Origin of the sequence: Legionella brunensis (assembly GCF_001467025.1) — a bacterium.
Lineage (GTDB): Bacteria > Pseudomonadota > Gammaproteobacteria > Legionellales > Legionellaceae > Tatlockia > Tatlockia brunensis.
The window spans coordinates 329,674-343,611 of the sequence record NZ_LNXV01000029.1; the positions used below are offsets into that span (position 1 = coordinate 329,674).

Here is a 13,938-nt window from a genome sequence, read left to right on the forward strand (position 1 = left end):
ATCATGCCTACTATATTTCCGATTATTGAAAATAAAGAAAAAAATAAAGATATAGCACTAATTAATGAAGCAATTAAAGGCTGCAATGAGGAGTTCACTTCAAAAGGAAGAGTTGAGTCAGATACTCTTGAAACTCTTATTAGTGCCATTAACTGGTACATCAAAACCATCCCTTTGAACGTTAGACAAAAAAGCCCCGAGGAGACCTGGGAGGAGCAATTAAAACTATATCCTCAAGCTATACAAATTTTAGAAATTCAAAAAAAAGCTGTTGTAACGATGTTTCTCCCTGAAGCCGACACAAAAACCAAGGCAAGATGGTCATTAATCAAGGGATTAATATCGCCAAAAACTAATCTTGCATACCCTGGGAAAATGATGGATCCAGCCTACTGGCCAGAAGCTATTTTTGCTGGTAATACCTATGTACACGATTGGCTAACTAATGCGACCTACGATACTCAGAATTACTTCAGATCATTTCTTGAAACGATAGTACATAATCAAAAAATAACCGGTATCGACAGGCGATATGTCACTTACGTAGAAAATCCAAAAAAGTATAAATTAGATTTTGGAGATGGTCTTTTTTATTTTGCAGGACATCCCATTGATACGAAAAACTCGGATGGTGTAGCAACTGAAAGAGGGACTGTTATCTTTGCAGCGAGTAAAGATGGCTCTATTTACACCAATAATCCATCAAGTAGTTTGGATATCATCTTTCATCACTCAGCTTTTTTACAGGGAAAATCTGCTCTTTGTGCGGGGACACTCAAATTCAAAGAAGGTAAATTGGTAGAGATAACTGTCTCAAGTGGTCATTACAAGCCCACCAGAGCAAATTTAGTTAATTTTTTGGATTTATTAAAAAATCACTACCATCTTGATTTAAGCCAAATTAGGGTAAAAACACATGGTGGTAGCTTTCGGAATGCAGAAAAATTTTATAAAACAAATGGCGCATGCTTACCTGACAACAAAGCTGACTTAATGTGGGAGCACGCATTAGACGCATTTTACAAGAAAGATGAGGAAAATTTGCATTTTTTCCTGGATAAAGCGATTGCACTTGGGCATGAAGAGGCTCTTTTTAGTAAAGCAAACTTCATGGTTAATGAACAATTCGGATATAAAAATCAACAGAAAGAAGGAATTAAAATATTACAAAGTTTACAATCAAATCCACGGTTTAGATTCCATATAAAAAATTTACTCAGTAAAGTACTACCGAAAGACGTAGAAGAATCTACTTCAGCTAAAAGCTTGCAGGGTGCCCCATCACAAAAACTACAAACAATTATTGAGAATGCTTCTTTAGAATATCGTAAATGGAAAGAGACAAAGACTGTTAGCTTTTTAAAACCAAAAACGACAGAGAAAATTCAAGAAATAATGCATTTAGTCACGAAAAGCAAAAACCTTTCTTTCCCTAAAATGATTAATCTCATCCAAGATTTTTTTGCTGCTCACTCTCAAGATCAACACAATACCGGAAAAGTTGTAAGCAACCATTCTTTTATATCATTTTTTTTAAATGAACTTAAAAATCATGGTGATGTTGTTGAGGAAATGGCTCGATATTTAGTCAATGGGAAAGTTTTGCAAAAACAAATTAACAAAGAAACTGACTATACAAACACTTCTGCTATGCAAGCAAGAGAACAGCTTTTCCAAATTTTTTCCGATGCAGGGAAAGCTGAAATAGAATCGCAAAATAAATACCAACAATAGATGCTATTAAATGCCATTACCATAAAGCTCGATCAGAAATAGAGTAACCGCCATCAATGGGAATCATCGTTCCAGTGATGAAATCAGAGCCATTGGAGGACAAGAAAACAGCCAATGGACCAACATCTTTGGCTTGTCCCCATCGCCCCAAAGGTGTTCTTTTTCTGATTTCTTCGCCTCTGCTTGTTTCTGGTAACGAACCATTGATTGCCGTTTCAAACCATCCGGGTAGTATGGCATTTACCTGTATATTCCATGGACCATGCTCTGCAGCCAGAGCCCGAGTTAAACCCTGTATTGCTGTTTTGGTTGTTGTATATCCTATGGAATGAGGATGACTAAAAAGAGAATACATTGACCCTACATTAATAATTTTTCCTTGTCGATATGACTTCATGAGGCAAGCAGCCCTCTGTGAGCAAAGAAAAACAGAACTTAGATTATTACTGATGAAACGATCCCAGTTTTCACATGAAAGTTCTGTAAGTTGCTGATCTTCATAGATTCCAGCATTATTAATGAGTATGTCGAGCTTGGAAAATTGAGTGGCTATTTCTTTAAAACCATCATTATGGCACTAGGAGTTGCTGTGAACGAATAAGTTGGACAACCTACTCATGAATTTTCAGGTAAGCCGAGAGCCATTAATGGGAGTGAGAGAGCGGCAGTTCCTGAGCTTACAGCAAGGGCATAATCAATATGGAAAAAATCCTTAAGTTGATTTTCGAATTGTCCTACTTTGGTTTCCTCTAATTTTCGATTGTCATAACGAAATAATTTCTTGCTGCGTAGAACCTCCTCTAACGAGCTGGCATCTTCATCATCAAGAATAACATTCCCTTTATCATAAGTAGGCCAAGGTTTCTGGCGAGTAGGCTGTCCTCCATAAAGCACTAATTTGTCCGAAGAGACAAGATTACTTTTCATACTACCTCCAGCATTTAATTCTGAAGCATTAAGTCGTTTAATTTGATTTATCTTTATAATGCCGTAAACGAAACTTGGCTAAAGCTCTATACCCCAGAATTAACCTTATAGTTGCGAGAACAATAAACCCCTTAATTATTTGAAATTTAGACCCTTTCCTAATCCAAAAATCACATACCTCTCCTTTTGTGGCTACAAATAACTTTTCATAGAAAATAATTTTTGGCAGGGAAAAAGCAAAATAGTTATTCACATTTTTACCGTGAGTTCCAAAAATTAAGGCTCCCCGATTTAGACGTAACATGTCAACCATCATGACTAAAAATAGAAACACTACCCAACCAGCATGCTGAGAGTTTTGTTCAATCCAAAGGCAGCTAATTTCATGTGGAGGTCTCTTGTTAAATCGATAACTCTGATTTATTTGCTGTAATTGAGTTGACGTCAAAGGAAGAAAAGTACGGTAGTTAGGACCCGAGTTGAGGCAAAAACCTGCTATCATTTTTTCCTCAGAGTCTCGAAAAAATACACGTACCTTAGATTGTTTAAAGTACTCTAAATCTACGTTATTGTGTGCTAATGAGATGTATTTTTTTTGATAAATTTTAAGCAACCTATCGCCTTTGATAATTTTTGTTTTAATCATTAACGATGCCTAGAAAAAGTCCTTCCTCTATTATAGGACAAAATTTAAACAGAGTTTCCAGAGAATATTTTTCTTCCTTTTAAAGAAAGATGATTACATTGAGATTTCACTATCATGTAACTTATTGAATATATAATAAAAATTTTGAATTTGAAGAGCATCCCGCATTAGAAAAAAAGCGGGATATAGATACTTACCATTGATAGGAAATTTAGAGTGCGTTAGCGGGCATTTGTAGTAATTGCTCCCATTGCTCTAATAAATTTTTAAGAGGAATGCATTTTGTCTCTTTATGAGTTGCTAACAAGAGAGGTTCATCGCCTTTCATTACTGCCAAATGTTGAGACATCGCTTGAAGCATATAATGAGCAGGCTTTGCTGTTGCAGGATCTATGGCTTCCCGAGTAAATGGATCCATAAACTGCCCTTCCCTTATCATGTCTAAAAGTGTGTCACGATTGTACACGCGCCGGTTTATTTCTATTGGATCAGTCAGCGGCTCCAGAGTAATAGGATCCGTGCATTCCATCGGCAAATCATCATTGAGTTTTTCTGCAGCATTAGCCGCTGCTACCTTTAAACGAGCATCTGGCTGAGGTACATGCCCAAGAGGCCCCACCGGTGGGATAGGCAATGCTGCCACAGGAATTGCTCTGAATTCATTGTGATTTAGCTCATCTTCTCTACCCTGATTCGGTTGCTGTAAAACTGCAACGGGTACGGGGTTTGGCCGAACCACAGGTGGCCTTACATTAACCTTAGGAGGCAATTGGCGGGGAGCTTGATTAGCCACTATGGGTTTAGAACTTGCTTTAGGCTTCTCTACTTTTAGATTAGCTTCCTGTTTAGGAGTTTCTTTAGGTAGGGTTTGTTTTGCTCCCAGAGAAAGCCTTTGATGATTTGATTCAAGAATTTTCTGAACATGCGGGGGAAGGTGCTGAATCCCAAGAGAGCCGCCCTGAATTTTCCTAACCACATTTTCTGGAATTTTAGATCCTGGGATCCCATGCTTCTGTAAATTTTGAGTAGCTAATTTCAATACTTCTGACTTTGATGCAATTGGTGGCATAGGCTGAGCCACCGAAATTTCTTTATGAAAAGCACCTAGGTAAAACTCTGCCTTTTTAAGGGACTGAATAAATTGAATTCGCTGCTGCGGTATCTCGTAACGGTGCTTTACTTGCATCTCCATTACAAGTACACGTGAGGCATTGTTTGATAACTTGCTAGCTTGTTCTTTAGCTTTATTAAGGTCAGTTTCATAAGAGATTAATGGGGAGAGCTCTTGTTTAGCTTGTTTTTTTAGCTGGTGAAAAGTATCAAAAAGAGTGTGGGACATGAACGGATTAAACCTCATACGAGGCGGTAGGTTTACGATGACATATAGCATATTAAAGCCCTCTTGGTTGTCAGTAACTCGTAAATTGCGAATAGGCTAACAAACAATTATTAAGGATTACTTAAGATGACTGATGTTTTTTAACACAAAAAGATCCATTTAAATTCTTAATGATCAATATAAATTGAATTGGAAGTATTTTTTAATACTAGTTGATTGCAATTACAGCCCCTTAAGCCACCTGATTACAACATACCTAATCAGGTGGTGGTACCCACTCTCTAAACTATTTTTGTTCCATATTATGTGTAGGTAAAGTTGGAACATTGGATGTGTTATTATCCAGGGAGGTAATAAAACTATATCTTGTCTGACTGACTTTAGGCATTTTAGTCAAACGCATCTGTTGAAGCCAGCTAGTTACTGTCTTTTCATTTTCCATAAAAGAGAATTGCTTTTTAAGATTAGGGGCATGTGTATTTAAACATTCTATGCAATAAGCAAGTTTTCCATTCTCCTCATATTGCGTAAGAATTTTACAAAGATTATGTTCAAAATAACTTCTATTTTGGCTTTTAGCCAATACAGATTTCAGATCCATTGCACTAATCCACGCTGGGAGTTCCCCTTTTGGATTAAAACCCTTCCAAATGTATTTAAGGGTACGAATAATGAGTTTGGGATCATTAATAAAGTTCTCTTTTGTTTGCCCTGGTGCAGGTACTAAACGTAATTTCTTTAAATCAGAGACTGCACTGTCATACTTAACAGAAATTTGTCCTGTTCTATCCATAGAAATCGCTGAAATAGTAAAATCATCAAGAGTTACTTTATTAGGTTCTATCCTAAATACATCAAGTTCAATACCAGATAAACCATTACTTTCTAGCCAGCGATGTAATCCCTGATGTAAGGCAGGTACATAGGGAGTATTATAAAAATTACTCTGCATAAATTGTTTGCAAATAAGAGAGTCATCAGACCAACTGGCTATAAAATCGAAATCAGATACCGGGGGTAAAACCTCTTTCGACTCCCAATGGTTTGCTTCGTTGATGAGACGGTACAGAGAACTTCCTCTTAGAGAAGGGTTGCCAAGAGGTTCCAGTAAATTAAAAATTTTTACATAAAAGTCAGGCACTTTAAGTTTCATCGAGTTTAATTCTGTTTGCCTCTGAATGTTTCTCTCTATTTTTTTTCTTCTCTTATAACCACCTCTCGATAGTTCTTTCGTCTCTTCCTTTTTTTCGTTGCTTTCTTGAGGTGGGATATTCAATTCTTTGAGAGAATTTTCAGAGCAGTCCACTTCAGGAGATCTTTTCTCATGAGATTCATCATTGACGGATGTCTCGATAAGGGGTTCAGAAAAAGTATCGCTAACACTCTCTTTCATATTCTCTTCTAAAATCGATTCCTCTTCGACCGATTCGCTGACATTTTTTTTGTTTTTATTTTTGCTTCTGCAATGACTTTGCTTTTTCTTCCTTGGCTCTTTTTTTTGCAGCTGCTGAACAGGGGCAACCTCTTCCTTGGGCGTTACTAAAGCCTTGTGAATAACAATAAGCTCATCACATGACATTTTCTGTAGCTCTTTTTCATTATATTCGGCCTGGTTCGCAAGCTCACCTATTTGAACAATTAAAAACTGTTTGTGTTCTAATCTATCTTTTAATTGACCGAGTGTCTCTGTGGCAGCTTTTTGTAGAGAGCTTAATGCAGCTACACAGTGGGTATAATTATCCACTTTATCTGCCTGTGGTTTTATCTGACCTAATTCCTTCTCATAGGCAGCTTTACTTTCACCCCCTTCATCCAGCGCATCAATTACCTGACTTAAATTGCCTAATATTATATCTATATTTTGACTTAACTGCTGAATTCGTTTGCTATCCTTTTTATTCTTAGCTATCTCATTGGTTACAATGTTAATCTTTGTTTTTAATGTTCTAGCGGTCTCTTCAGAATAATTTAGCGTCTCAATTGCACTGATAGTTGTCTGCGTTAAATCGACTCTATGTTCATTTAATAAAGATTTTAAATGATTGGCCAACTCTTCACGTTCATTTTCATTCTCTTTTTGCTCTACTTTCTTAGGTCTTTCTTTGGGCTTCAACTTTCTAATAATGTCATCAATACCATCCTGTTTTGATTTTGAATAATTCTGTTTAATCTCTTCCAGGACGATAATAATACTCCCTTCACTTAATTGTATTTTTTTGCGGCTTATGCTTGTAGCAAGCATGGATAAAAAATTGGGATGAAGATAAATTTTTTCCAGTATTTTGTTGTCTCTAATTCCTGAAATAAGACTTTTAATGTCTTGCAGCCCACTTGAAAAAATAACTTTGAGTAACAGTTGCATTTTACTGTCATCGTCCCTTAAGCCACTACATAAATGAGCTAAAAGATCAAACTGACCAGCCTTTACGTATTCTTGAAATAAAGAAAATTGAGACTCAGAATTATCAAAAGGTATAAATCTTTCCACTACCCATTCATTCTCTGAAGAGCTAACTATTTTTTTCATGGTTATGAAATCATTTTCTCTTACGAAAGAATGCTGAAGTAAATATTTCGTATTTTCATCGGTGGCTAATATTTTTAAGAGGCGGATTATCTTGTCTTTATTATTTTGATTACACTGTGATAATAAGGCTGATATTAAATATGAAAGTTGAAAGTTATCTTTATAATCTTTGAGATATTGTCTTAAAATTTTTTCTTTATTTTCGTCATTACAGGTGTAATAGCCATTATTGCTTTTGCTTAACTGTAAATCTGTATCGTTTTCTGAATCCAGATCAAACGTTTTATCCGTCATAAACCAAGAAAGAGAAAATTTAGCAAAAGTTAGATGACTTCTCTCAGGCGTGTGGGATTTAAATGAACTTGCACAAACTTCAGCGGCAGCACTTAAATTATACACTGTATGCTGAGTACGACGCCCGGTTACTATGTGCAGCCCTTCTGGCGTTAGTAGAAAATCACCGATAACTGCAAAATCCACTTCCTCAGTTTCCAAGCGATTCTTTACTTGAAAATCCTGTAGTTTCCCTAACATGTCCTGAATATTCTTTTTTCTTTCAGGATGCATAAAAGGCATATTAAAACTCACCAATATTGCCTTAATTGCAGCAACTTCCTCTACTATTTTTTCCTTAGGTGAATGCCCAAGAAGCTCACTGAGCCACGCAGAAAAGTTATCTTTTGCTGAATTTCTCTCAATTGCTTGCTGTAAAGATTGAATAAACGTGTTGTTAAGGGTGTACTTAATCATAGCTGCCTTCTGGATAAACTAAAAACCAATTGAATATTTTTTGCCATAATGGGGCGCTTATAATACGACCTTGCAATAAAATGAGCAAATGATTTTTGTGTTAGTTTGGCGTAACTCAAGCCAGGACTGAGTCGATAAGGTGACGTGAAAATTGAAAATTAACAAATTTACTGACGTTTCTCTGATTATTGCATATACCCACCAAGCTACATTGTCTGTTAAAGTAGCCTGGTGGTATTCCCAATATCATATCAAAGGTAAAACATGCGTTATAACCACTTTAAGCAGCCAGATTTCTGCTGTCTAAGTTCGTCAACATATTCTTGAAGATTAAAAATATCTCCTAATGCCATTCCCTGCTGTATTTTATCAAGTGCCTTTACTTCCTTTGCTTTAATTTCAGAAGCAACAGGCAAAAGCATTATTAGTTCAGCATAACTCATGGCAATAAGGCCACTATCATCACCAAAAATAATGTCTTGTGGATGAATAGCAATATTTCCACAAACAATGGGCACGTTTAATGGGCTTAATTTATGCTTTGTCGCGGCTGCAGGATAAATTCCTTTGGCATAAAAAGGGAAATCAAGTGCACGAATAGCATCAACATCACGGCAATAACCGTCCATTACCATACCAGCTATTCCTTTTTTTAAAGCAGCAGTAGCAAGTATTTCTCCTGCTAAAGCCTTTTGCGCACCATTTGAAGCAATGACTAACACATCGCCTGGGTTAGCAAGTTCAATAGCCTGCATTATAGATAACAAATCACCATTCGCTTCAATGGGGAATGCTTTTCCTACCAAGCGGGCTTGATTGGAGAGATTACCAATGGCGGAATCAAAAATTCGAATACTTGCAGAAGCATCACAGAAATGGGTTGTGCTCAATAATGCTAACTTATCAGCTATTTCATTTAAATTCATGAATAAATATCCTTATCTGAAAACGAGAAGGAATGATATCAGTTTTTAAATAATGCAACTAATTTGTTAATGATTAATTCACTTGCCTTGAACAATCAGTGTATTTTTGAAATAGAGAACAACATAATTCTACATTAAGAATTAATGTTGTACAATTATTCATATTATTATTTCCAAAGAATTATATGCCCAGAATATTGTTAGAAGAAAAAGATGTGGATATTAATTTTCAACAGGCTGAACTCAAGAAGCGACGAGACGTTTTGAGGGATACGTTGACAAAATTAGATAATGAGGAAAAACGTTCTCATTATCGTTCAGCAGCACAGGCTAATCTTCAACGTTGGAAAAAGGCTGCTTCAATCCCATCTGCTAGTCGTGTTCGAGTTTTACAAGGCGACTGGGGCGATATCACTCTTCAATTAACTAAGGAAGAAGGGCAAATTTATGCTGTTTTAAATATGGCCAATGCTTATACACCTGGTGGCGGTTATCTTGAGGGTTTAATTGCTCAAGAAGAAAACATGTATCGACGTACTGATTGTCATTTTTTTATTTCTGATGACGAAATGAATGCAGAAAAAACTCGATATACAAAAGAAATGACCACTCTAATCAATGGAGAAGAAGGCAAAGTCTACTTGGACACAACTACCCCAAGAGTTTGTATCAAAGGAAAAGAAACAACCCAGGCGATGGGGTATGAAGACTTAGGAAATGATAATTATTTTTTATTCTATGAATTAAGATCAGCTGCAGATGACCTAAGAGGTGGACATTTATTTAATAAAGAGTCGATGCGAAAAAAAATAGCAGCACAATTAGATACGCTAAAGTCCCATGGTATTAGACACGTTGTTTTAAGTGCTTTTGGTTGCGGTGCATTCAACAATCCTCCTGAAGAAGTAGCTGCTCTTTACCGAGAAGAATTAGAGAAGCGTCCGGATCAATTTGATAGTGTCGTTTTTGCTATTTATTATCCCGGATATGGCAAAGATAATTACACTCCTTTTTCCCAAATATTGCATGACTTACCATTAACTAGCACCCAACAAAAAGAAAATTTAAATTTAGCGACTCTATTGGAGACTATTGCTGAGAATTTAAACTCAAAGAGCTGGGATACTAAAGGATATGCAGTTCCTTTTTTTGATTTTAGAAAAACACCCAAGGGAATTGAAGAAATGAGGGCAGTGTGTAATAAGCCTCTTGATCCACTATCTAAGTACAAGGAATTAAAGACCATTGCCGAATTCCGCCTTGCTCATCCCCCTTTATTTACAAAACGAGACAATAGCGTTAGGGACCTTTACCTACACATTGTAGAGATTGATCTTAATGAATTAAATGAGTCTGTTATTGCCTCATTCCAATTCTAAAGTCTGCTGTGAAACCGGATTGGTTTCACAGCGTCATTTAAGCCATTACCTATTATTGGCTAATTTGTGGATTTTTCGTTGGATATTTATTTACCCCTGCTGGAAAGCCAGTCGTTAAGCCAGGGATTTCTATTTTTTCAATATTCCAGCTTTTATTCTGCATTTCTCCTGCTACCCAAAATCCTACAGTGTTAGACAACATTTCTTCTGGAGAGAGCAACGAATATTTTAAGCGAACCATAAAATCGTTTATATCTGAAGCGTTGCTATAGCCATAATCCCCAGGAATTGCAGGACGCCCAGGGAGATAGATTGTCTCTAAATCTGTAAACACGGCTTGTGATATCTTACTCCGATTGTAGATACTCCCCCAAACCGCATAGGCATAATATTGGTAGTCTGATTCTGGTAAGGGATCTTTACCTACATTAGGCTGAACCTTCGCATAAGGAGCAATTAACATTCTGTCATTTGGTATTTGATTATTCGATAAGGCATTTACAAAAGGTACCATCCAATTAGTACCTCGGGTTAATCCAGCTGAAACATTTCCCCCTGCGACATTACGAAGTATCACCATCGCCTGCGGCCAATTTAAATTAAGATTAGCAATACCATCATGAACTTCACTCATACTTTGTATGGCTGTTAGCATAAATGTGGCCACCATGACCGAATTATACGGAATAGGATAGTCTTTGTTACCATTTAAAAAATTTTGCTGCACTGAACTCAAATCAAATGGAGCTCCCTCTTGCACAGATACAATATAATTTCCTGCCATCGACATCGCATAATCCACCATTGCTTTTATTTGCTGCTGATGTGGTTGCCAGGCTTTGATATTTGCTCTGTCTAGCCAATTATCTTCAGTTTGCGCATTAAGAATTTTTACTTGCCTAATATCTTCTAATAAATTAGCCATAGCTGGTTTCCAAGAAGGATCACCATTTTGTTTAATCTTGGCAAGATAGGATAAGGCTGGACCTACGTGTGAAACCGCAGTCATCTCAAAAAAGCCGGAAGAACGATTTGTTCGTAATAATTTGGAATACAATAACTTCCTATTTTGGTCGTAAATGTAAATAGACGAATCTAGAAGCAAGATCAGAGGGCCACTATAGAGATTATCCTGATTTTTTGTTTGTTCTGACTTAATCAAATAGTCCGCAATTGTTGTTTTGCCCTTAGGAAAATCCGTTTCTCCCTTGCCAGTAAAATCAAAATACAGGCTCATAAATTGCGGCGGTGTAGTATATGGGGGAGCGGCGGTAAAACCAGTACTTACCCAGCCTAGAAAACCACTCAAGGTAGTGATAATAAAGTACTTGCTTTTCATTGAATCCTTTCATAATAGAGTAATATTCAACTATTATGCTCAATCAGATTAATCGAGTCTATTGCCATGTTCCAACTACGAAATAAATGTTACGTTTTTCCATTGGATTTGATTTGCTCCTACTAGAAAAACACTCTCGTTAAGTCAGGAGTTTCTATAGCCATGTAATAACTGCGCCTTAAAAATCTCCTAGTTTCTTATTCAATTCATACATTTCACTTACTATTTCTTCTTTTTCTGTTAATTTTTTACAATATGCAGTATGAATGAATAAATTGTTAAGCAGAAATGTTTCCTTACGATTCTTCATCACTTTTTCCAAAAGAGTAGTGTTGTCCAGTAGTTTTTCTGCTGCGGAAATAATTTGATTTTTCAAATTATTATAGTCTTTTGAATCCCCGGAAATGAAAGTCCATAGATTGCAAAGAAACTCAAACTTCTCAAATTCACTCATGAATTGTTGTTTGAAAAACCCCATGGATCCAGTAGTTCCTTCCTTCTTATCTTCAAATAATTGAGGAAAATCAATGTCATTCTTAATGGGCCATGTTACTAGTCCTTCTTTCACTTTTTTGAGAATTTCTGACATTGCCTTAAAATAATATATTTTTTCTAATCGATACATTTTTTCTTGTGATGCATTCGGTGCTTTTTCCAAATAATTTGGGTCACTCTCTATTTTTACTGCGATAGGATCGTAAAGTATTTTATAGCTAGAAAGTATGTTATCTACATAAAAAAAGTTATATTTTTCAAAAATATAACTTATTAAGGCAAAAGAATTTTTATTGAAGTCCAATTTATTGAAAAAATCATTGCAATATTGCCTTAACCATTCATATACATAGTCATGTACAATGGCTTCCTGTACTTCTGATATATCCACTGCATCTAAATTTTTTCCTTCACAATAATTTTTTCCTTTTTGAAGGATTGCTTCATTGACAATTTCATCCTCTTCTTCACATATTTGCAAAGCAGCTTTCCGAGACTCTTCTTCTATTGCCATGATAGTCTCTTGAAATTCTTCAATTGATTTTGGAATAGTGAATATTTCTTTAGGTTTTGGAGGTAGGACATTGACCTGGATTTTATCTTGATAGCCAAGCGTCATTAATTTTTGAACAAGATCATTTTTATGGGCCTCATCAACAAATAGCATCTTTATTTCATCAAGATTAATATCCCCCACATACATTTTTTCGCCTGAAATCTGACCAAAAGACGCCCCTTTTACGGTACAACAAAAGATAACAGGATACTTGTTTTCGATGGAGTGAATTAAATTTTGATTTGGCTCAACCAGGGTCACTGTTATATTAGATAATTTGTCAGATATTATTTTTGAATATTTATCAAAATAATGCGTAATCTTTTGGATTTCATTCGGATTATCTTTAGCTTGAAGTAACAAAATTTCTTTTTCATTCGTTAAATAAGATAAAAAGGTTGCAACTTGCGATTTGCTTAATCCCCCCCCCATTACCATATAATTTTGTGCCAACATTTCTAATCTTTTTAATGCCTCAACGTAATTGTTTTTTCTTATGGTGAGAATCGTGTATTCCATATTCTCATACAGTACATCAGCAGTTATTTTTCTCTGACCTAAGTTTGAGTAATTTGCCGCAACTTCCAAACCTGCACCATGGAGTTTATTAGGATCAATGCCAGAAATAGCACCATAATTAACTCCTTGCCTTCTTTTTCCTGTGTGGCCAAAAGTCCCAATAGATAATTCACCAACTATAGGATATAACCCATATTTTTTCCTCAGTTGCCCAGTAGGAATCAAAGCTTGAGGCACTTGAACTGTCTCTTGAGTGAACTGATTTTTTTTATCAAATTTGCGAATGGTTGCTGACTTGCCCATAATGGTAAAAGGCGCAGATGATCCACCATGGACGAATTCTATCTTCCCATGTGTTTGATCTGTAAGGCTTCCGATTTCATCTAATCTGTCTAATGGTATATATTGAAACTCTTTCTTTGGCTTTGCTACTTTATCAAATACTGATAGGTGATCGGTATCTATTTTGACACATTCTTTAGTCGCTTTATTGATATAGAATAACGCATTATAATTACCCTCTCCGCCCTGCACACGGATGTATGTTTGGTTTGACGGAATGTTTGAATCTTCTAGTGTTTCTTGATTGGGGAGAGATGTCATTAATAACACGCCTACTGGCTCTATAAACTCCCTATTATATTTGTCTATAACCTCTTTCATGAACTTGGCTCTTTCGCTTGGCATGATAATGCTCCGCTTAATTGCATTGTCTTAATCGTAGTATTAATTTTAGACAAAAAAGTGGGCATCAGCGCGCCATAGCTAATTTCCGAATAAATCGTATAAAATCATTAATCT

At 36.1% G+C, this 13,938-nt stretch carries 10 protein-coding genes; 2 read left to right on the forward strand and 8 right to left on the reverse strand.

Translation table 11 applies throughout. From position 1 onward, the window contains the following. Positions 1–3 precede the first annotated feature (3 nt). Positions 4–1,734, forward strand: coding sequence for a hypothetical protein (locus Lbru_RS10235; protein ID WP_058442033.1), 1,731 nt, complete (start codon positions 4–6; stop codon positions 1,732–1,734). A gap of 16 nt (positions 1,735–1,750) precedes the next feature. On the opposite strand, the gene Lbru_RS16905 is transcribed toward Lbru_RS10235, so the two are convergent. The 6 genes from Lbru_RS16905 to Lbru_RS10265 form a co-directional block, all read right to left on the reverse strand. After that, a complete protein-coding gene (locus Lbru_RS16905; protein WP_083500895.1) occupies positions 1,751–2,287 on the reverse strand; it encodes an SDR family NAD(P)-dependent oxidoreductase in 537 nt (178 codons plus the stop codon). A 62-nt stretch (positions 2,288–2,349) separates the two neighbouring features. Next, positions 2,350–2,661, reverse strand: a complete 312-nt coding sequence (locus Lbru_RS10245) for a DegT/DnrJ/EryC1/StrS family aminotransferase (protein WP_058442035.1) — start codon at positions 2,659–2,661, stop codon at positions 2,350–2,352. 37 nt (positions 2,662–2,698) lie between these two features. Next, positions 2,699–3,307: a hypothetical protein gene (locus Lbru_RS10250; RefSeq protein WP_058442036.1), complete on the reverse strand. Its 609-nt coding sequence runs from the start codon at positions 3,305–3,307 to the stop codon at positions 2,699–2,701. Between the two features lie 211 nt (positions 3,308–3,518). Further along, positions 3,519–4,646 carry a U-box domain-containing protein gene (locus tag Lbru_RS10255; RefSeq protein ID WP_058442037.1) on the reverse strand — a complete coding sequence of 376 codons (1,128 nt, stop codon included), beginning with the start codon at positions 4,644–4,646 and terminating at the stop codon, positions 3,519–3,521. A gap of 286 nt (positions 4,647–4,932) precedes the next feature. Beyond that, positions 4,933–7,923 (reverse strand): hypothetical protein, encoded by a 2,991-nt coding sequence (locus tag Lbru_RS10260; RefSeq protein WP_058442038.1) that lies wholly within the window; start codon positions 7,921–7,923, stop codon positions 4,933–4,935. A gap of 269 nt (positions 7,924–8,192) precedes the next feature. Continuing rightward, positions 8,193–8,849: an RraA family protein gene (locus Lbru_RS10265; protein ID WP_058442039.1), complete on the reverse strand. Its 657-nt coding sequence runs from the start codon at positions 8,847–8,849 to the stop codon at positions 8,193–8,195. A gap of 185 nt (positions 8,850–9,034) precedes the next feature. On the opposite strand from Lbru_RS10265, the gene Lbru_RS10270 reads away from it, so the two are divergent. Next, complete coding sequence (locus Lbru_RS10270) at positions 9,035–10,228, forward strand: poly(ADP-ribose) glycohydrolase domain-containing protein (protein WP_058442040.1); 1,194 nt, start codon at positions 9,035–9,037, stop codon at positions 10,226–10,228. A 52-nt stretch (positions 10,229–10,280) separates the two neighbouring features. Here Lbru_RS10270 and Lbru_RS10275 read toward each other — a convergent pair whose 3' ends face one another. Both Lbru_RS10275 and Lbru_RS10280 read right to left on the reverse strand, forming a co-directional pair. Further along, positions 10,281–11,567: a DUF5624 domain-containing protein gene (locus Lbru_RS10275; RefSeq protein ID WP_058442041.1), complete on the reverse strand. Its 1,287-nt coding sequence runs from the start codon at positions 11,565–11,567 to the stop codon at positions 10,281–10,283. Positions 11,568–11,745: 178 nt separating this feature from the next. Next, positions 11,746–13,824: a hypothetical protein gene (locus Lbru_RS10280; protein ID WP_131793483.1), complete on the reverse strand. Its 2,079-nt coding sequence runs from the start codon at positions 13,822–13,824 to the stop codon at positions 11,746–11,748. Positions 13,825–13,938 lie beyond the last annotated feature (114 nt).

Excerpts from the sequence above, each read along its gene's own strand:
- Lbru_RS10260 (WP_058442038.1), bottom strand. The coding sequence starts at position 7,923 with ATGATTAAGTACACCCTTAACAACACGTTTATTCAATCTTTACAGCAA.
- Lbru_RS10245 (WP_058442035.1), bottom strand. The coding sequence starts at position 2,661 with ATGAAAAGTAATCTTGTCTCTTCGGACAAATTAGTGCTTTATGGAGGA.
- Lbru_RS10255 (WP_058442037.1), bottom strand. The coding sequence starts at position 4,646 with ATGTCCCACACTCTTTTTGATACTTTTCACCAGCTAAAAAAACAAGCT.
- Lbru_RS10275 (WP_058442041.1), bottom strand. The coding sequence starts at position 11,567 with ATGAAAAGCAAGTACTTTATTATCACTACCTTGAGTGGTTTTCTAGGC.
- Lbru_RS10265 (WP_058442039.1), bottom strand. The coding sequence starts at position 8,849 with ATGAATTTAAATGAAATAGCTGATAAGTTAGCATTATTGAGCACAACC.
- Lbru_RS10235 (WP_058442033.1), top strand. The coding sequence starts at position 4 with ATGCCTACTATATTTCCGATTATTGAAAATAAAGAAAAAAATAAAGAT.
- Lbru_RS10280 (WP_131793483.1), bottom strand. The coding sequence starts at position 13,824 with ATGCCAAGCGAAAGAGCCAAGTTCATGAAAGAGGTTATAGACAAATAT.
- Lbru_RS10270 (WP_058442040.1), top strand. The coding sequence starts at position 9,035 with ATGCCCAGAATATTGTTAGAAGAAAAAGATGTGGATATTAATTTTCAA.
- Lbru_RS10250 (WP_058442036.1), bottom strand. The coding sequence starts at position 3,307 with ATGATTAAAACAAAAATTATCAAAGGCGATAGGTTGCTTAAAATTTAT.